This is a genomic window from Phyllobacterium endophyticum, assembly GCF_003010935.1.
GTDB classification, from domain to species: domain Bacteria; phylum Pseudomonadota; class Alphaproteobacteria; order Rhizobiales; family Rhizobiaceae; genus Phyllobacterium; species Phyllobacterium endophyticum.
In genome coordinates this window covers 212648-230276 of sequence record NZ_PGGN01000005.1, presented here as the reverse complement: position 1 = coordinate 230276, position 17629 = coordinate 212648, and the positions used below count along the sequence as shown (strand labels likewise).

The following is a 17629-nucleotide window of genomic DNA, read 5'->3' as shown; positions in this document are numbered from 1 at the left end:
GTCAAGACTTTTTGGCGTCGTTCAGGCGAGCGGATTTCTTTTGCCTTGAGAAAGGTGAGAGACAATGCAGACAGGAAATGCGTTCACGACGCCCTTTGGGCGGCGATCGCTGTCGCTTGGCATGCTGGCAACACAGGCACAGGCACGGGAAATCGATCCGCAGGCGTCCATCGACAAATGGAAGCTGTTCCGCAGCCTTTGTGAGGCGAGGGCGCTGATTGGAATATCCGACCGGGCACTGGTAGTACTCAACGCACTTTTGACGTTTCATCCACAGCCGGCACTCTGCGAGACGAATGGCCTTGTGGTTTTTCCGTCGAACGTCCAGCTGTCGCTCCGCTCGCACGGCATGGCGCCGGCGACGCTGCGGCGGCACCTGAGCGCACTCGTCGAGGCCGGGCTGATTTTCCGGAAGGATAGTCCCAATGGCAAGCGCTATGCCCGCAAGGCGAGGGCAGGGGAGGGGACCGAGGCATTCGGATTTTCCTTGGCGCCACTCGTTTCGCGCGCTGCCGAGTTCGAAATGATGGCGGAACAGGTACGCTCGGAACGGCTGCAATTGAAGCTCATGAAGGAACGTGTCACGCTCTTGCGGAGGGACATTGTCAAGCTTGTTGAACTCGGGCACGAAGAATTGCCGCATATCGATTGGAGCTCTGAGTATAAGCGGTTCCGTGCGGTAATCGACAATATCCCGCGCCAGGCGGGGATAAATGATCTTGAGCCGGTAGTGGATGCGCTCGAATGTGTGCAGCTGGAGATATGCAACCTTCTGGAAGTAACGCTGAATACTCAAAAAATAAGCGCCAAAGAGTCTCATTTTGAGCGCCACAAACAAAATTCAAATACACAACACTCATCTGATCTTGAACCTGGCTTTAGAAAAGACCAAGGCCAACTATCCGAGAGCGGTGCTGAGATAAATGCACCATATGCGACACGACAGGGGTTCACACCGGTTAGGGCAGGGTCGCCATCCGCTAACGCGGAGATTGCCGAGGCGAAGCCGGTTCCGCTGGGACTTGTCCGCCAGGCATGTCCGGAGATCGCGGCTTATGCCAAAAACGGCATCATGAAATGGTCGGATTTGATGGGAGCGGCCGTCGTGGTTCGCGCTATGCTTGGTGTCAGCCCCTCGGCCTATGAAGAGGCCTGTGATATTCTTGGACAGGAGAATGCGGCCATTGCTATCGCATGTATCCTTGAACGGGCGGACCAGATCAACTCGGCTGGTGGCTACATCAGAACGCTAACCGACAAGGCAAGTAGGGGCGAGTTCTCTGTCTGGCCGATGCTTCTGGCGCAGCTCAGGGCGAATGGCACTCATGTCCAGTTGGTCCCGCCGAATGAAGGAGATGGTGAGTGAGAGCTTCGGTTTTACGCATGAGCAGATAAGAAATGGCTCGTTCGCTCCGGCGCTGTCGCACGAGGCGAAGCGAAAGCCTATTTAGCTGCCATATGCGAGAAAATATTAACCTAAACAAGTCACTAACAGGGCGCGTGGCATTTCAGCCAAAACGCGGTTGCCGCCCCCAGCACAGGTTGCTCGGAAGATGGACTATTTCACAGGGGATACGCATTTCGGTGATGCGCGGGTGCTGCGTATCGATCGTCGGCCTTTCCCGAATATGGCAGAACACGACGCTGCTCTGATCGCACTGTGGAACGAGACGGTCTCGCCGCAAGACGATGTCTGGCATCTCGGTGATTTCGCGTCGAAGCGACCAGGCGTGGCTGAGAATATACTGCCGCGCCTGAAGGGCAGGAAGCATTTGATCGTGGGTAACAATGATCCGGTGGAAACGACCGGCCTAGCGGGCTGGTCGAGCATACACCACTATGCGGAACTGACCATTGACGGTCGATTGCTCATCCTGTGCCATTATCCGTTTCGAACATGGAACCAGATGGGAAAGAAATCGATCAACCTGCACGGCCACTCGCACGGAAGATTGAAGCCTATGCCGCGGCAGTTTGACGTGGGGGTGGATGCTCAACATCTTCGGCCGGTGAGCCTCGCCGAAATTCTAGCAGCGCCGCGCGGAAAGGCGTGATGCAGCGACAAAGGCTAGTCCGATGCCACGGAGTTGACAGGCTCGCCTTTGCCGTAACTGCTGGTGCCGGAACTAGCGGGAGGTTGCCGCGGCTTCCTCAATCACTTTGGCGACGGTGTCGGGGTGGGAAAGCATAACGACATGGGACGCGCCCTTGACCACGACCGTATCCTTTGAATGAGCCCGCTCGGCCATCCAAGCGAGCGCTTGTGGGGGAATGTTCTTGTCGGCGTCGCCATAGACAGACCAACTCGGTATCTTCTTCCACGCGGCGGCTGTCGCCACTTCCGTCAGCGCAGCTTCGGTAACCGGACGTTGCGCCGCTGCCATGAGTTTGGCATCGGTTTTGGAAACGTCGGCGGCAAACTGATCATGGAATTTGTCCTGTTGAATATAGAGATCCTTTCCTCCGCCCGGTAGTTCGACCGGTGGGGCGAGCGTCGGACCGAGCGTGCTGCCAGGGAACTTGCCAGAAAGCCCACCTGCGCTTTCGCCGACGTCCGGAGCAAACGCTGCAACATAGACGAGAGAACGTACGTTCGGAGTCTGATCGGCAGCTTCACTGATGACAGAGCCCCCATATGAATGCCCGACCAGCACGACATCTGTCTTCAGTCCCGTAACGATGCGCCTCACGTAGTCGGCATCCGATTTGACACTACGCAGGGGGTTGGCAACCGCAACAACGGAATAGCCATCCTTCTCCAACCGCCCGATGACGCCATTCCAGCTCGACCCGTCAGCAAATGCGCCGTGCACCAGAACGATCGTCGGTTTTGATTCTGCTGCCGAGGCGAAGGAGGCTGATGCCACAAGGACGGCTGACGCCAATCCGACCAGTAATTTTCGCATGATGATCCCACTTTCAGAAATTAGATTGCACGCAATGGATTATCGAAACAATCGAATGGTGTCAAGCCGGTTTGCACGTATGCCATTATCACTCCTGTGTGAACCGGCGTCGGCAACTCCGATGGGTGAGGGCGGTGACCTGCGGGCTGGCTGGAAAGAAGACGAAGCCGGCCAAGCGCTCAGACGAGCTGGCGGTCACGCGGGTCCGGAATGGGAACTGCAGCCATCAAGGCCCGCGTATACTCGTCCTTCGGATTCTCGAACACCTCACGCCGTGTCCCCATCTCCAGGATCCGGCCGGATCGCATGACGGCGACATTGTGCGACATTCGCTCGATAACGGCCATATCATGCGAAATGAATAGATAGGCGAGGCCCATCGTCTCCTGCAATTCGAGCATCAGGTCGAGAACACGCGCCCGCACGGAGACATCGAGTGCGGCGACGCTCTCGTCCGCAACGATGAGCTTCGGCTCAAGGGCAAGAGCCCTGGCGATGCAGATGCGCTGGCGCTGACCACCGGAGAATTCGTGCGGGTAGCGGCTCGCTGCATCGGGCAGCAGGCCAACACGCCGCAACAGTTCCGCCACGCGATCGTCGCGCTCTCCCTTGTCGGCGAGACCATGAATGATCAATGGCTCTGCGATGGCTGCGCCGACTGCCATGCGCGGGTCGAGCGAAGCATAGGGGTCTTGAAAGATCATCTGAGCCGTCCGGCGGATGGGCTGCATCTGGCGAGCGCCGAGCCCGGCAATGTTCTGACCGCCTATCATAACCGCACCCGTGAACGGGATGAGACCGAGAACAGCTTTTCCGGTGGTCGATTTTCCGGAACCGCTCTCACCGACGAGTCCGAGTGTTTCGCCGGAACGGAGTTCAAACGAAACATCTGCGACGGCAGAGACAGAGGGGTTTCCCTTGAAAAGCCAGCGTGCCGGACTGCCATAGGTGACGTTTAGATCCCGCACGACGAGCACCGGTGATGGGGCGGGTACGTCCGCAGGTTTCGCTTGAGGACTTACCCGCGGCGGACCATCAGTGCCGGCATGGGCACCAAGGCGGGGCACTGCAGCGAGCAGTTGCCTTGTGTAGAGCTCCTTCGGACGCTCGAATAACGCGAGAGTGCTGCCTTGCTCGATGATGCGGCCGTTCTGCATGATGGCGACGCGGTCTGCCATCTCGGCAACGACACCCATATCATGGGTGATCAGGATGATCGACGCACCGAATTCCCGCTTGAGTTCGCGCATCAGCTTGAGAATCTGCGCCTGCACCGTGACGTCGAGCGCGGTAGTCGGCTCATCGGCTAAAAGCACCTTTGGCCTGCATGAAAGGGCCATTGCGATCATCACGCGTTGCCGCATGCCGCCGGAGAGTTCGTGCGGATACTGGGTCAGCCGCCGGATCGGCTCGGTGATGTGAACCGCGTCGAGCATTTGCAGCGCTATCGCCTCGGCCTTGCCTGCTTCGGTTCCCTGATGTTCGCGGATGGCTTCGGTCAGTTGCGTACCGATTGAAATCACGGGATTGAGCGACGTCATCGGTTCCTGAAAAACCATGGCTATATCGCCGCCGCGAACGCTTCTCATCGCGTGATTCGATAGATTCGTCAGCTCGCGATCGCCAAGCTTGATACTGCCCGAAGCGATCTGGAGCGAGGCCTTTGGCAGCAGTTGCATGATCGATAGGGACGTAACGGATTTGCCGGAGCCGGATTCCCCGGCGATACACAATGTCTCGCCCGGGTTGAGGTCAAAACTGACGTCTTGGAGTACGCGCCGCCTGCCTTCGGGCGTGCGGGCATCCACGCACAGATCGCGTATCGAGAGGACCGGGGTGGACGCTGTCGTGTAGAGTTTCACGCGAACACGATCCTCGGGAAATAGAACGAGACTACCCAATTGGGCGCATCGACAATTTCGCTGATCCGCAGATCGCCGCAGACCGAGCAGAGTAGATAGGCGTCGATCGGACTCATTCCGTGTTCCGCCCCAAGCAGGTCGATCATGCGCATCAGGCTTTCGCGCGCGCCTGTCATGAGATCGGGCCCGATACCCGTCGTGACCTCATAGCCTGCACCATCAAGATGGCGCGTTACCGGCTCTGTCGTTGTAAACCTTGGGCTCTTCAGACGCACGTCCTTAACGAGTTCGATGGTGGCTTCGACCTCCATCTGGCTTTCAATGGCAGTTCCGCAAACTTCGCCGTCGCCCTGTGCCGCGTGCGTGTCGCCAATGGAGAAGAGTGCACCTTCGACTTCCACCGGAAGATAAAGCGTTACACCCGCTGTCAAATCCCGAATGTCCAGATTGCCGCCGACCTGCCGCGGCGGGACGACGGAGTGGAGCCCCGGTTCGGCAGGAGCAAGGCCGATCGTCCCGGCAAACGGCTTAAGGGGAACACGCCCGCCGGGGCCATAAAGCGACGGCGTCATGGCCACCGGATCATAGGTCCACATGTGCAAGGCTGGTTCCATGAACTGATCCGCCAGCAGGCCGAACCCGGGAATGTTGGCTGTCCAGCCGACGCCCGAGGGTATGAACCGGCGAAGTGTGACCTTAAGCGCATCGCCGGGCATTGCGCCCTCTACGTAAACTGGACCCGTGACCGGATTGATCTTGCCGAAGTCGAGGTTGGAAAGGGTTTCGAGCGTGGCGCCCTTGCCGAGTTGACCACCGGAGGAGTCCAGACATTCAAAGTGAATTGTCTCGCCCGCCTTGGCGACAAGAGCAGGCTCGAAGTCACGGCTCCAGCCGAAGTGATGTCTGGCGCGGTGAATGGTGTGGGTGCAGGCAATGCACATGGCAGCTCTCCAGGGATTTAGGTTTATTCCCCGGGACCGTCACGCCCCGGGGTCGTACGAAAGCGATTATTGCTTCACGTAGATCGCGTCGTAATTGATGACGCGCGTTGGATCGATGTAGATGTTGTCGGCACCGCCCATGCGCAGGGATTTTGCAACGACGCGTCGCTCGTTGATGACCGGAATCCACGGAGCATCGGCCATGATGTCGGTGAATATCTTGCCCCATGTGCCTGAGCGTTCGGCCACCTTGGCCGGATCGGACATTGAATCCGCAGCAACAGCACGCTTGTCGATATCCGGATTGCAGTACCAGGACCAGTTCCAGCCACCGGCAACAGCGCCTGAACAGCCGAGGATCGGACCGTAGAAATTGGATGGATCCGGAAAGTCTGCAATCCAGGCCATGCCGCCGGACCAGATCATGGGTGCTTCACCCTCCGTTCCGCCCGCAGCAATCACATTGGCCTGCGCCAGCGCGCGAACCTCGGCCTTTACACCGACTGCCGCCAAATCCTGCTGGATCGCCTGTGCTATGCGCGGCTGCGGATCCGTGTTGGTGGAGTAGAGAACTGTCTCGAAACCGTCCGGGAAACCCGCTTCGGCCAGCAGTGCCTTGGCCTTTTCCACGTCATAGGCGTAGCCGGTGTAGCTCTTGTCATAGCCGGGCATCAAAGGCGGAAGCGGCTGGTTGGCAGCCGTCGCGCGACCGTTCAGGATACGCGTGATGCGATCCTTGTTGACAGCCATGTTGAGCGCCTGGCGAACCTTCACATTATCGAGCGGCTTGACCCTGGTATTGAGCGTGACGTAGCCGGTGTGGAGTTGCTGGCCATCGACGATCATGTTCGGGCCGTCAGGCGAATTCTTGATCTCGAGAAACTTTGCAGGGGGTATGCCATCGCCGGCGATGTCCACTTCGCCTTTTTGCAGCCGAAGAAGTGCCACAAGCGGCTCCTGACCGACCTCGACCGTGAATTTGTCGATATGCGGCATATCCTTGACGAAATAATCGGGATTGCGCTCAAACACGAGGCGCTGTCCGATGGTCCAGTCCTTGAGCATGAAGGTGCCGGAGCCGACAGGCTTCTTGCCGAAGTCACCACCCGCAGCCTCGACTGCTTCATGCGGAACAACGGAAGCAAAGTTGATGGCAAGGACGTGAAGGAAAGTCGCATCGGGACGGGAGAGGTGGAAGATGACGGTTGCGTCATCCGGTGTCTCGACGCCTTCCAACGTTGTCGTCTTGCTACCCGTCACCTCCTCGTATCCCTTGATGGAGCCGAAGAAGCCAGCGCCGGGCCCTTGGGTCTTGGGGTTGACGGCACGCTCGATCGAATATTTCACGTCGGAAGCCACCACCTCGCGGCCGTTGGTAAACTTCACACCCTTGCGGAGCTTGAATGTATAAGTCAGGCCATCATCCGAGACTCCGAACGTTTCGGCGAGCGAGGGCACCAGATTTGCCGTTCCCGGCTCATAATCCATCAGCCGGGAGTAAAGGCTCTTGATCATCGACCAGTTGACCCAGTCATAACCGATGGCCGGATCCAGCGTTGCGATGTCGTCCTTGTAGGTGACGATGATATCGCCACCTTGTCGCGGCGTATCCTGTGCGAAGGAGGGTAGCGGCGCTAGCGCCATTAGCGTCGCAATTGATGTGTTTCGAAGCCAGCGTTTGAACATTGTGTTCCCCTTTTTGCTTGTTGAAGTCATTGCGCACGAATGCGCGGGTCGATAAGCGGTGCAATGATGTCCGCGATGAGGTTGCCCAGGACGATGGCCAGGGCCGACACGAGCGTCACGCCCATGATGATCGGGATGTCGACCTGCTGTATCGCCTGCCAGGCGAGTTGTCCGATGCCCGGCCACCCGTAAACGGCTTCAACGACCACGACACCGCCCATGAACTGGCCGATATCGATACCGATCATCGCGATGATGGGGAGGAGTGCGTTCGGCAGGGCGTGCCGCAGGACGATGCGTGCGGACGATAAACCCTTTGCGCGGGCAGTCCTGACATAATCCTGATTGAGAACGTCGATCATCGCCGAGCGCACCATGCGCGCGTACCACCCGGCGCCAAGGATGCCGAGCGTTGCGGCCGGCAAGACGACATGGGCGGCTGTGCCGAAACCGCTCATAGGCAGCCAGCCGAGCGTGACTGCAAAAATATACAGAAGCAGCAGGGCAACCACGAATTGCGGCGCGGAGACACCGACAAAGGACGCCATCATCACGACTCTGTCCACTGGGCCGCCACGGCGAAGCGCCGCCATGATCCCGAGCGTAAGCCCGAGGACGACTTCCACAAGTATCCCCGCCGCCATCAAGAGGAGCGTTGCCGGGATCCGAGCAGCTATCAGCGCGCCAACATCCGTCTTCTGCGCGTACGAGCGGCCGAGGTCGCCGTGAACGATACCCTGCAGATAGGCCCAGAACTGAACGAGGAGTGGTTGATCAAGACCGAGTTCGCGGCGGATATTGGCGACCGTTTGGGCCGTCGCACTGCGCCCGGCGATCATCCGCGCCGGATCAGCCGGGAGGGCATAAAGCAACAGGAAGGTGATCGCCGCAACGCCAAGCAGGATCAGAGCGGTTTGCACGAGGCGGCGTAGAATGAGAAATGCCATGTCAGCCGCGCCCCCGCTGGGTCGGGTCAAGGATATCCCGCAGGGCATCACCGACAAGATTGAACGACAAAGCCGTCAAGAGAATGATTGCGCCGGGAAAGAACACGAGCCATGGGGCGGCCTGGAAATAGCTCTGGCTCTCGAAGATGATATTGCCCCAGGACGGCTGGGGCGGCTGCACCCCGATGCCGAGAAACGAAAGCGTCGCTTCCAGTAGCACGGTCGTTGCGATGCCGAGCGTTCCCCACACGATTGCCGTCGGCATGAGATGCGGGAGAATATGTACGAACAGGATGCGGAAGTGCCCGGCACCGAGTGAGCGTTCCGCGAGGATGAAATCCCTTTCGACCAGCCCCCGGGTTTCCGTGTAGACGATGCGGGCGACCTGCACCCAGTTCACGAGCGCAATGACCATGGCCACAATCCACAGGCTGGGCCGAAGCAGGGCCGCGAGCACGATGGCGAGAAGAAGAGCGGGAAACGCCATCATCAGGTCCGTGAAACGCATGAGCAGTGCACCGACTATGCCGCGCAGGTAGCCGGACAGGATGCCGACGAACAATCCTACCGCGACCGCAATTCCATTGGCGACGAGTCCGATGACCAGAGATGTGCGTGCACCAAATAGCAGGCGCGAAAACAGATCGCGCCCCAGCGTGTCCGTTCCGAGGAGAAACTGGCTGCTCGGCGGCATGGGAGCACCCTCGAGCGTCAGTCCGTCGAACATCTGATTATCCGGATCGTAAGGCGCAATGAGGGGCGCGGCGATCGCCATTGCCAGAACTGCGAAAACGACGATGAGCCCAAAAAGCGCGGCGGGCTGGCGCAACATGGCTTTGAGGACCCGCATCAACCGGCCTCCGGCAGGGGTTCTGCGCCGCCAACGATAGAGGCTGCAACCTGCTCCATCGGGAGCCTTTTCTGCATCGCACGGGCGCGCAATATTTTGTAGGCCTGCTCCTCGTCCAATTGGCGCGCCTCCATGATTTTCTGTACCGCGGCATGCACCAGCGGGCGAAGACGAACGCGCTCTTCAAGAAGCTGCAACCTGGATCGAACCGCCTGCCGCTCCTTGTAGATGCTCACGGCCATCACCAGTGCCGGATAGACCGCGGACGCGGTGACCGGTTTGGATATGATCGTGCATGAGCCCTGTTCCATGAGCCAGGCGATGCGGCCCGGCGCTTCGGATCCGAGTAGAGCGACAACCGGCAGGGGGGCATCGGCGCCGTTCCACGGCAAAAGCTCATCCCAGCCCTGATCGGCATCGACCAGAACGACATCCGGGAGTACTACCGCATCGAGGGGCGCCCATTGGACTGTCACGCGGAATCCCAAAAGCCTCAACTGCCGCGTCAGCCTCTCCGTCGCCGCTTCCGGACGATGCAGGATGGTAGCGCGCCAGCCTGTGAAGTTCGGTGTTTCCTTCATGACACGATCCGCAACTTTGGCGCTGAACGCCTGCGGCGTCCCGTCAGATAGGGATCGGCCGCAATTGCGGGACGCGAGGCGATGATCTCGAATCCATTATCTGCCGTAATGCGGCCGAGGTGAAACGGAAGTGCCGCATGATTCGTCTCGGCGTCGATCCGGATATCGCCATGCACCGTCGACAGGGGTGCTCCCGACAATCTGCGGCGAACTGTTTGCGGGTCGTCCGTCCCGGCCGCCAGGATGGCCTCGCCACACATTTTTACAGCCGAATACGCGCTGGCGAAGAAGTTGGAAATGCGTCGCCCCGCTCCGAAATGCCTGGTGATACGCGCTTTGAAGGCAAGATTCTCCGCCGAGTTGAGGCTGTCGAAATAGGATGCAGCCGACAATTGTCCTGCAGCAACACCTGGGCCGACTTCGCCGAGCTCGCATTCCGTCAGATCGCAACTGACGACCGGGCAACGTTCGGGTTTGAATGCCGGATCGCGATCCCCGAGCTCCTTGAAGGCTTTCAGGAAAGCATAACTCGCCGGGCCGATCAGATTGCTCAGAACAAAACTCGGGCGGCGCTGCTCGATATCGTCGATGATCCTCTCGACGGCTGTTTCCTCGAAAGGCAGGTAGCGCTCGCCGAGAATCTCGCCGCCCGCCTCGTTTATGAGTTCGCGGGAAAGCCTGTTCATCTCCCAGCCCCAGACATAATTGGCGCCGACAAGATACGGCCGCTTGCCGTAACGGGGGAGGAGATAGTCGAACAGCGGGATAAGATGCTGGTTGGGGCAGGCGCCGGTATAAATGACGTTCTCGTTCGCCTCGAACCCTTCATAGGGGCACATGTACCAAAGTAGGCCATCGTGCTTCTCCACCAGCGGGATGACTTCCTTGCGCGCCAAGGACGTAATCGTTCCGACAATATGACGATACCCGCAATCACGAAGCATCGAACGAGCGCCGTCGAGATATTCAGGGATGTTTCCGTGGGGATCGATGTAAACCGGCTGGATCAAATCGCCATGCGTGTCGCGCAGTTCTTCGAAGGCGAATTCGGCACCGTCGCGGGACTCTCGCCCCATCGCCCCGTAGGGTCCGGTCGTCGAATAGAGAATGCCGATCTTCACAGCGTCCATTGCTACACTACCAACACCAAAAGCCCCACGACGCTTGCTCCCGTCCAGAACGGGGCGTCATGGGGCGAAACTGCCCATCGACCATCGAAGTCATGTGATTGCAGATGCTATGCTCAATCTGCAGGCACGATTAAATTACCGGCAGCAATCCTTGTCAAGCGGCATTAGGACTCAAGATGAGAAACTTCCCCTGATAGCTGCGCAGGTTTGGAAGCCAATACGCTTTATCCACGGCCGCCCTCCAGAGGCGAGCCGTGACTGGCTTAGAACCACATGAACGCACAGCCTGTTAACCGACGAACATATCTCGCAGCCGGGAAAAAATCCCACGCTGGCCCGCTTTGGGTACTAGCCTGCGAATATAGTAGGCCGCGGTTGCCGCATTCACCGTCGCTCCGAAATGGCAATAGCAGATGACGTTGTGCAACTGCCGGTCGCTCAATTGGAAGAAGCGCTTTGCTTCGCCATAGCTGTCATTTTCCAGACCGGCGGCGCGCAGAACAGGGTCATCGAACGCGACCGAGATCGGCGTGCTGTCCCCGCGCATGGCGGAACGTTGGCTGGCCGGTTGATATTCGGTCTGGTGCAACGTGGAGAGGCGTCGCTCAGGATTTTGTTCGAGGAGCTGAGCCCAACGTTCGAGCCGCTGGCTGCGTGTCAAGGTTTGACGGGGATAGTCCTGATCGACCTCTGCGAGGATCTGCAGTTGTTCGAGAGCTTGATGCTTCATCTTGGCCTCCTATTTTGACAATAGTTGGTCCGCCCATCCAATATAAAACCCCGAATTAAAGTGACTCCAATGGGTAGGTAAGTCCAATCACGTTCCAGCCTCGATTGTACAGATCACGAAAACGTGCGCACTCGAACGGCGGATGCTCACGCTACCCCGTGGCGCAGGGCTCCGATCCTGGCAATCAATCGTTCCTGGTGCGCGGCATTCAATGCGATGATCTCTTCATCGCGCAAGCCCTGGTCGAAGAGTGTCATCACCCGGCGGGCGAGCCTGTTGGCATATTCATGGTCTGGACCGCGGTGCAAATGTTCGGATGCCTTCACCAGCGCGTTCTGCATGAGATTCCAGTCTTCGCTGGAATAAAAAACTTTTCTGTTTCGACGGGTCATATTGTTCTCCCGCGTGTCTTACGGCGGGAGCACGTTGTATCTCTCAATCACGAGTGTGCCGATAGGAGGTCCCGCGACGGATAGTATTAAAATGCCCGCGTTAGGGTGGCGTCAATGGGATGTCCGCCAGTAGACAGTCACCTGGCAACGCCGCGATCGGCCTCAATGCTGTGCCGACGCCTCTCGGCAAGGCGGCAGCGAAACCGGTCGCGGATGACGGCATTGAAGTATTGACCTTTGGAATAGGCAGCGCGGAGCCCGGCATGAATCTCGGGTGGAACATCCTGATAATCGTAACGGTTTCCGCTCGGCACGAACCAGATCGAAAGGATCCCGGCTGCTTCATCGTAACTCGTCTTTTCTATCACAGTAGAAGGCATGGTATGCTCCAACAACTGCTTTGCCCAGCTATCACTGCTTGAGGCGATGCAGTGCCTCTTCATATCTGGCGAGCTTGTCCGCAGACTTTGGATCCTCAGCGCTGGTTCTTGCGTTGGCGATATTGTCCTTGAGGTCTGCGATCTTGACGCGCCTGCCGAGTTCATTCTCCCGGGTGCGCTGCACGAAGTCGAAATAATCTTCGCCCTGGCGGCGGCTTACGGAGTTGATGGCGGAGATAATGTGATCGGGGAAATTCTCGGTCCTGAGGTCGTCTTGGGACCATCCGGTCTTTTCAATAACGTCATGCAGAACAGCGACGACTCTTTCGTCTTCTTCCTGAAGCGAGAGCATAACCCGCAATGGATGGAGGATGTATGGCTCGCCATTATCGGCGAGATAACCCGCATGGGCCCGGGCTGCAATTGAAATGGCGCGCTCCAGAATGGACATTTTGCATCTCCAGTTGAAAGATCATCAACCTTTTGAAGAGCCAATGCGTTCCGCAACCTTTTGTTTTTGCCTTCACCTCCGCGTACTCAAGACAAGCTCGTGGAACTACAAGTTGCGCGGCGACGTTATTATTACCAGACCGAACGCGTGTGAGGTCGCGAAACTACAGGAGGCCGGATTATGGATCTCACCACACTTTTGATTATCGTACTTGTATTGCTATTGTTAGGCGGAGGTGGCTGGTACGGCCGCGGACGCTGGTACTGACACATTTATACTGGCGGCGCGTAGCCGCCATTTCTTTGTCGGGTCTTTGAGGCATCCAGACAAGTGAGAGGCGGCTGCGACCGCCTCTCAACCAATCTAATCCTTGCACTCTTCGGCTTTTGCCATAGCGGTCTGGTCGCCCTTTTGCTGAGCGGCGACATCCTGTTGCGAGGTTGCAACGTTGGGATCACCGCCGCCTTCCTTGTTGGCGAGCGGCATCGTCTTGCCGTCTTTCGCGACCGAACCCGCTTGACTGCTGTCGCTGGTGGTTGTGCCAGTGCTTGCAGTACCTGTCTGAGTCTGAGTGTTGGCGCTGTTTTCCAAGGGGGCCTTGGTGCCGTCTTTTGAAATTCCAGTCTTTGCGTCAGTACTTACAGAACCCGTTGTGTCGGGACATGCGGCCAAAGCAGTGCCAGATAGTAAGGCAGTCGCGGCTACGGCCATGATAGCTGATACAATCGTCCTCATGGGATCCTCCTTTATCGGTGCCTGTTTGATAAACCGATCTCCAGGGCAATGGTTCCTGCTGGACGGTGGATATTGGCGCGACTCTCGAGCGGGAAATCTTTATGGGCCGCTTTCACTGCGCGGTAAAACGGCCATAATAGTCCAGTTCCTACTCCAGCACATACGGAAGCGTGCCGATCATGAACCAGGGCGAGTTTGGTGCAGATGTCTCGTTGGATCCAAGTGATCCTTATGCACGCAGATCCCAGACATTTCCGCGCCTTGAGCCAGAGATGATGGACCGGGTGTCGGCGTTTGGTTCCGAGATCGAGGTCAGCAAGGGCACAATCCTGTTCAGCCGGGGCGAGCGTCATACGGATTTCTTCCTGATAAAGTCCGGCTCGATCGAAATCCTCGACCCGTCGGGTGACGGATCACTCCGGGTTCTGGCCCACCAGGGAGAGCGGGAGTTCACAGGAGAACTTGACCTGTTTAACAATCGCGAAAATCTGGTCACCGCCCGGGCAGCCGAAGATTCGAGGCTTGTCCGGCTGGACAGGAGTTCGTTCCTGCGGATGATGTCGGCCGAGCCTGATATCGGCGAGATTGTCACCCGTGCGCTCATCCTCCGGCGCGTCGGTTTCATCAGACACGGTCAGGCAGGTGTCGTCCTGATAGGTCCGGGACACTCCGCCGATACTCTGAGGCTGCAGCGTTTTCTCACCCGCAACGGTTACCCGCACAGGCTGATCGACTCGGATATTGACCCGCATGCGGGCGAAATGGTTGCAGCTTTGAAAATCTGCGCCTTGTCCCTACCCGTGATCGTACCGCCGGGAAAGTCAGTCCTGCAGAACCCGGCTACACAGGAACTCGCAGATGTACTCGGCTTGACTGAGGCCATCGATCCGGCCGAGGTCTATGATGTTCTGGTCGTAGGTGCAGGACCTGCAGGGCTCGCCGCCGCGGTTTATGCAGCATCCGAAGGTTTGAAAACGATTGTAATCGAAGGGGTTGCTCCGGGCGGGCAGGCTGGGACCAGCTCCAAGATCGAGAATTACCTCGGGTTTCCAACCGGTATATCCGGGCAAGCATTGGCCGGTCGCGCCCAGGTTCAGGCACAGAAGTTTGGAGCACGTCTGGCGATTTCCCGAATGGCCGTTTCGGTGGACTGCAGCGAACTGCCCTATCGCACAGTGCTTGATGACGGCCAGAAAGTTTCAGCGAAAGCTATCGTCGTGGCCACCGGAGCCCGTTACCGCAAGCCTGACCTGCCCAATTACGAACGCTTCGAGGGGCAGGGGATTCACTACGCGGCGACGGCGATGGAAGCGCAGTTGTGCCAGCAGCAGGAGGTGGTGGTTGTCGGTGGTGGGAACTCGGCAGGACAGGCAGCGATGTTCCTGTCCCAGTGGGTCAGGCATCTGCACATCGTGGTCCGCGGGCCGGGGCTGAAGGAAACGATGTCCGATTATCTTATCCAGCGGATAGAAAAGTCCCACCGCATTACCCTTCATCCATATTCGGAAATATCTGCAATCGACGGGGACAGGTACTTGACCAGCGTGACCTGGACCAACCGCATGACCGGTAAATGTGAGAGCTGGCCCATTTCAAACATATTCATGATGATCGGGGCCGCCCCCAATACGGAGTGGCTCAAGGGCTGCGTAAAACTGGATAAATCCGGATTTGTCGAGACTGGAATAATGGCCGGCACGGTCACGAGCGGGTCACCCTTCGAAACCTCGGCTCCAGGCATATTCGCGGTAGGCGACGTTCGTTCGGGTTCAATCAAGCGCGTGGCATCGGGCGTGGGCGAGGGCTCTGTGGTCGTGCAGGCGATTCACCAGTATCTGAAGCAGATCCCGCGACTATGACGGCCGGGGCAGACCTAGGGTTTTTCGCTTAGGCATTCGCCGTCGCTGCCGTCGCAACAAGGGGCGTTCAAGGCCGCCGCGATCTGCCCGGCAGTCACCCTCTCACGCATCGTAGCCCTTGGGCCGCGCTCCGCGTTATCCTTGAACTCGAGACTGATTTCGCGGTTTGCGGCAACTGCTGCAATGAGGTCCGGATCGCGCATTCCCCGGTCGAAAAACATCATGACCGTCCGGGCCAGCCGGTTGGCCCGGTGGTCTGTCTTGTGCGGCCGCTTCAACAGCGCCGAAGCCTGCGCGAAGGCATGCTCCATTATCTGCCAGTCTGACGAGGAATAGGTCGGTTGTTCCGCCCGCGAAAAAGGCATGGTTCCCCCAAAAGTCCAGCCACCCCTCCTCACGTAATCAGATGATCATTCGTTTTACAACGGGTAAATTGTTACCCACGAAGATGTGACGCCAGTGCGGAAAATGCACTGGCTTCCGGTGCCTGAGGAACCTATCGCAGCCCGCAGGCTCCTTCCTCATCCTTGGTCAATAAGTATCAACCTCAATGACGGCTTCGGCAAAGGCCTGCGGCGCTTCCTGAGGCAGATTGTGACCGACCCCATCGTTGATGGTCCGATGCGTATACTTGCCCGAGAACTTGCTGCGATAGGCGGCAGGATCCGGGTGCGGAGCACCATTGGAGTCGCCTTCAAGGGTGATCGCAGGGACACCGATGACCGGGAACTTCGCCAGCCGGGCCTCGAGTTCGTCATATTGCGGCTCGCCCTCAGCGAGGCCCAGCCGCCAACGATAGTTGTGGATGACGATATCGACGTGATCCGGATTTTCCAGCGATGCAGCGCTTCGCTCGAACGTCGCGTCGTCGAACTGCCATTTCGGTGACGCGGTCTGCCAGATGAGCCGGTTGAAAGCATTCCGGTTCGCTTGGTAGCCGGCGCGGCCGCGTTCGGTTGCGAAGTAATACTGGTACCACCATTGCAGTTCGGCTTTTGGCGGCAAGGGTTTCTTGTTGGATTCCTGACTGCCGATGAGATAGCCGCTCACGGACACGAGTGCCTTGCAGCGCTCGGGCCACAGCGCCGCCACGATACAGGCGGTCCGCGCACCCCAATCGAAGCCGGCTATGATTGCCCTGTCTATCTTGAGAGCGTCCATCAGGGCGATGACGTCGGCGGCGATCACCGACTGCTGTGCCTGACGCCGCGTGCTCGCCGAAAGAAAACGCGTCGTCCCGTGACCGCGAAGGTGCGGGACAATTACCCTGTAGCCTTGGGAGGCAAGCAAGGGAGCGACGTCGACGAAGCTGTGAATGTCATAGGGCCAGCCGTGCAGAAGAACGGCAACGGGGCCGTCCGCCGGGCCGGCCTCGGCATAGCCAATATTTAGGGTTCCGGCATCAATCTGTTTGATCGTGGCGAAGGATGTGTTGGTCCCCGGTCTGATGGGTGGAAGCTTCCCAGAACTCGGCTCGGCTGTCTGTGCGCTCGCCGCGAAGGGCACGACAAGTTGCGTCGCGGCGAGCGTGATGGCTGTCATGCCAAGAAAGCCGCGGCGATTATGGTTGATCTCTTCGGACATATTGAAAACACCCATGGCTGAAGTTTGTAGGGAAAGTGAAGTTAACAGGATGCACTGCCCGTTCAATCCGGGCAGTGCTCGAGCGGAGACTGTCGCTGCCATCGAAAAGGCTGCATGCCGCCGATGATGATTGGACGGGGTGTTACACGAGGCTGATCACCACGTCGATATTGCCGCGCGTGGCCTTCGAATAGGGACATGTCTGGTGTGCGGTATCGACCAGAGACTGCGCGACCTCACGCGCGAGACCGGGCAAGCTGACATTGAGGCGCGCCTGAAGGAAATAGGCGCCGTCTGCATTGCAGAGGTCGACTTCCGCATCGATGGCAGTATCCGCGGGGATGGCGATCTTCATCTTGCGGGCTGCAAGTCCCATTGCACCTTCGAAACAGGCTGACCAGCCAGCCGCAAACAACTGCTCGGGATTGGTACCGCTGCCCGCTGTGCCGGGGGAGGAAAGCTTGACCTCCAGACGGCCATCGGAACTACGCGAGGCGCCGTCGCGGCCCCCGGTGGTGTGGGTTCTGCCTGTATAAAGCACGTTTTCGACTTGGGTCATCATGGCTCCTTCAAGGGTTGATTGCATCGGCAATGG

At 58.4% G+C, this 17629-nt stretch carries 19 protein-coding genes; 3 read left to right on the top strand and 16 right to left on the bottom strand.

The genetic code is table 11. The features are described from left to right. The first annotated feature begins 64 nt into the window (after positions 1 to 64). Both repC and CU100_RS22755 read left to right on the top strand, forming a co-directional pair. Positions 65 to 1366, top strand: coding sequence for a plasmid replication protein RepC (repC, locus tag CU100_RS22760; RefSeq protein WP_106718914.1), 1302 nt, complete (start codon positions 65 to 67; stop codon positions 1364 to 1366). Positions 1367 to 1553: 187 nt separating this feature from the next. After that, on the top strand, positions 1554 to 2054 hold the full coding sequence (locus CU100_RS22755; RefSeq protein ID WP_106718913.1) for a metallophosphoesterase family protein: 501 nt from the start codon (positions 1554 to 1556) through the stop codon (positions 2052 to 2054). 72 nt (positions 2055 to 2126) lie between these two features. Here CU100_RS22755 and CU100_RS22750 read toward each other — a convergent pair whose 3' ends face one another. The 13 genes from CU100_RS22750 to CU100_RS22690 all read right to left on the bottom strand — a co-directional run bounded on the left by CU100_RS22750 (position 2127) and on the right by CU100_RS22690 (position 13591). Continuing rightward, entirely contained in the window at positions 2127 to 2906 is a 780-nt protein-coding gene (locus tag CU100_RS22750; protein WP_106718912.1) for an alpha/beta fold hydrolase, read from the bottom strand. Between the two features lie 179 nt (positions 2907 to 3085). Next, complete coding sequence (locus tag CU100_RS22745; RefSeq protein ID WP_106718911.1) at positions 3086 to 4768, bottom strand: ABC transporter ATP-binding protein; 1683 nt, start codon at positions 4766 to 4768, stop codon at positions 3086 to 3088. Next, entirely contained in the window at positions 4765 to 5709 is a 945-nt protein-coding gene (locus CU100_RS22740; protein WP_106718910.1) for an acetamidase/formamidase family protein, read from the bottom strand. The genes CU100_RS22745 and CU100_RS22740 overlap by 4 nt, the downstream gene beginning before the upstream one ends. A 66-nt stretch (positions 5710 to 5775) precedes the next feature. Beyond that, positions 5776 to 7395, bottom strand: coding sequence for an ABC transporter substrate-binding protein (locus CU100_RS22735; protein ID WP_106718909.1), 1620 nt, complete (start codon positions 7393 to 7395; stop codon positions 5776 to 5778). Between the two features lie 26 nt (positions 7396 to 7421). Further along, complete coding sequence (locus CU100_RS22730) at positions 7422 to 8342, bottom strand: ABC transporter permease (protein ID WP_106718908.1); 921 nt, start codon at positions 8340 to 8342, stop codon at positions 7422 to 7424. A gap of 1 nt (position 8343) precedes the next feature. After that, positions 8344 to 9192, bottom strand: coding sequence for an ABC transporter permease (locus tag CU100_RS22725; RefSeq protein WP_106718907.1), 849 nt, complete (start codon positions 9190 to 9192; stop codon positions 8344 to 8346). Beyond that, positions 9192 to 9773 carry an ANTAR domain-containing response regulator gene (locus tag CU100_RS22720; RefSeq protein ID WP_106718906.1) on the bottom strand — a complete coding sequence of 194 codons (582 nt, stop codon included), beginning with the start codon at positions 9771 to 9773 and terminating at the stop codon, positions 9192 to 9194. Before CU100_RS22720 ends, CU100_RS22725 begins: the two co-directional genes overlap by 1 nt. Continuing rightward, positions 9770 to 10903 carry a transporter substrate-binding domain-containing protein gene (locus CU100_RS22715; protein ID WP_106718905.1) on the bottom strand — a complete coding sequence of 378 codons (1134 nt, stop codon included), beginning with the start codon at positions 10901 to 10903 and terminating at the stop codon, positions 9770 to 9772. The genes CU100_RS22720 and CU100_RS22715 overlap by 4 nt, the downstream gene beginning before the upstream one ends. Positions 10904 to 11192: 289 nt before the next feature. Further along, positions 11193 to 11633, bottom strand: a complete 441-nt coding sequence (locus CU100_RS22710) for a hypothetical protein (RefSeq protein WP_106718904.1) — start codon at positions 11631 to 11633, stop codon at positions 11193 to 11195. Between the two features lie 146 nt (positions 11634 to 11779). Continuing rightward, complete coding sequence (locus CU100_RS22705; protein ID WP_106718903.1) at positions 11780 to 12025, bottom strand: hypothetical protein; 246 nt, start codon at positions 12023 to 12025, stop codon at positions 11780 to 11782. Between the two features lie 137 nt (positions 12026 to 12162). Next, on the bottom strand, positions 12163 to 12405 hold the full coding sequence (locus CU100_RS22700) for a KTSC domain-containing protein (RefSeq protein ID WP_106718902.1): 243 nt from the start codon (positions 12403 to 12405) through the stop codon (positions 12163 to 12165). Between the two features lie 31 nt (positions 12406 to 12436). Further along, on the bottom strand, positions 12437 to 12856 hold the full coding sequence (locus CU100_RS22695; protein WP_106718901.1) for an HD domain-containing protein: 420 nt from the start codon (positions 12854 to 12856) through the stop codon (positions 12437 to 12439). Between the two features lie 363 nt (positions 12857 to 13219). Then, positions 13220 to 13591: a hypothetical protein gene (locus CU100_RS22690; RefSeq protein ID WP_106718900.1), complete on the bottom strand. Its 372-nt coding sequence runs from the start codon at positions 13589 to 13591 to the stop codon at positions 13220 to 13222. Positions 13592 to 13770: 179 nt separating this feature from the next. Between CU100_RS22690 and CU100_RS22685 the strand changes: the two genes are divergently transcribed. Continuing rightward, positions 13771 to 15450, top strand: coding sequence for an FAD-dependent oxidoreductase (locus CU100_RS22685; protein WP_106718899.1), 1680 nt, complete (start codon positions 13771 to 13773; stop codon positions 15448 to 15450). Positions 15451 to 15464: 14 nt separating this feature from the next. Here CU100_RS22685 and CU100_RS22680 read toward each other — a convergent pair whose 3' ends face one another. The 3 genes from CU100_RS22680 to CU100_RS22670 form a co-directional block, all read right to left on the bottom strand. Next, positions 15465 to 15815, bottom strand: a complete 351-nt coding sequence (locus CU100_RS22680; protein WP_106718898.1) for a hypothetical protein — start codon at positions 15813 to 15815, stop codon at positions 15465 to 15467. Positions 15816 to 15981: 166 nt separating this feature from the next. Next, positions 15982 to 17034, bottom strand: a complete 1053-nt coding sequence (locus tag CU100_RS22675; RefSeq protein ID WP_106718986.1) for an alpha/beta fold hydrolase — start codon at positions 17032 to 17034, stop codon at positions 15982 to 15984. Positions 17035 to 17176: 142 nt separating this feature from the next. Next, positions 17177 to 17593, bottom strand: a complete 417-nt coding sequence (locus CU100_RS22670; protein WP_106718985.1) for an organic hydroperoxide resistance protein — start codon at positions 17591 to 17593, stop codon at positions 17177 to 17179. Positions 17594 to 17629: the final 36 nt, after the last annotated feature.

Coding starts and splice junctions, on each gene's coding strand:
- CU100_RS22690 (WP_106718900.1), bottom strand. CDS start 13,591: ATGAGGACGATTGTATCAGCTATCATGGCCGTAGCCGCGACTGCCTTA.
- CU100_RS22685 (WP_106718899.1), top strand. CDS start 13,771: ATGAACCAGGGCGAGTTTGGTGCAGATGTCTCGTTGGATCCAAGTGAT.
- CU100_RS22730 (WP_106718908.1), bottom strand. CDS start 8,342: ATGGCATTTCTCATTCTACGCCGCCTCGTGCAAACCGCTCTGATCCTG.
- CU100_RS22720 (WP_106718906.1), bottom strand. CDS start 9,773: ATGAAGGAAACACCGAACTTCACAGGCTGGCGCGCTACCATCCTGCAT.
- CU100_RS22750 (WP_106718912.1), bottom strand. CDS start 2,906: ATGCGAAAATTACTGGTCGGATTGGCGTCAGCCGTCCTTGTGGCATCA.
- CU100_RS22735 (WP_106718909.1), bottom strand. CDS start 7,395: ATGTTCAAACGCTGGCTTCGAAACACATCAATTGCGACGCTAATGGCG.
- CU100_RS22740 (WP_106718910.1), bottom strand. CDS start 5,709: ATGTGCATTGCCTGCACCCACACCATTCACCGCGCCAGACATCACTTC.
- CU100_RS22710 (WP_106718904.1), bottom strand. CDS start 11,633: ATGAAGCATCAAGCTCTCGAACAACTGCAGATCCTCGCAGAGGTCGAT.
- CU100_RS22755 (WP_106718913.1), top strand. CDS start 1,554: ATGGACTATTTCACAGGGGATACGCATTTCGGTGATGCGCGGGTGCTG.
- CU100_RS22675 (WP_106718986.1), bottom strand. CDS start 17,034: ATGTCCGAAGAGATCAACCATAATCGCCGCGGCTTTCTTGGCATGACA.
- repC (WP_106718914.1), top strand. CDS start 65: ATGCAGACAGGAAATGCGTTCACGACGCCCTTTGGGCGGCGATCGCTG.
- CU100_RS22695 (WP_106718901.1), bottom strand. CDS start 12,856: ATGTCCATTCTGGAGCGCGCCATTTCAATTGCAGCCCGGGCCCATGCG.
- CU100_RS22715 (WP_106718905.1), bottom strand. CDS start 10,903: ATGGACGCTGTGAAGATCGGCATTCTCTATTCGACGACCGGACCCTAC.
- CU100_RS22700 (WP_106718902.1), bottom strand. CDS start 12,405: ATGCCTTCTACTGTGATAGAAAAGACGAGTTACGATGAAGCAGCCGGG.
- CU100_RS22670 (WP_106718985.1), bottom strand. CDS start 17,593: ATGACCCAAGTCGAAAACGTGCTTTATACAGGCAGAACCCACACCACC.
- CU100_RS22680 (WP_106718898.1), bottom strand. CDS start 15,815: ATGCCTTTTTCGCGGGCGGAACAACCGACCTATTCCTCGTCAGACTGG.
- CU100_RS22705 (WP_106718903.1), bottom strand. CDS start 12,025: ATGACCCGTCGAAACAGAAAAGTTTTTTATTCCAGCGAAGACTGGAAT.
- CU100_RS22725 (WP_106718907.1), bottom strand. CDS start 9,192: ATGCGGGTCCTCAAAGCCATGTTGCGCCAGCCCGCCGCGCTTTTTGGG.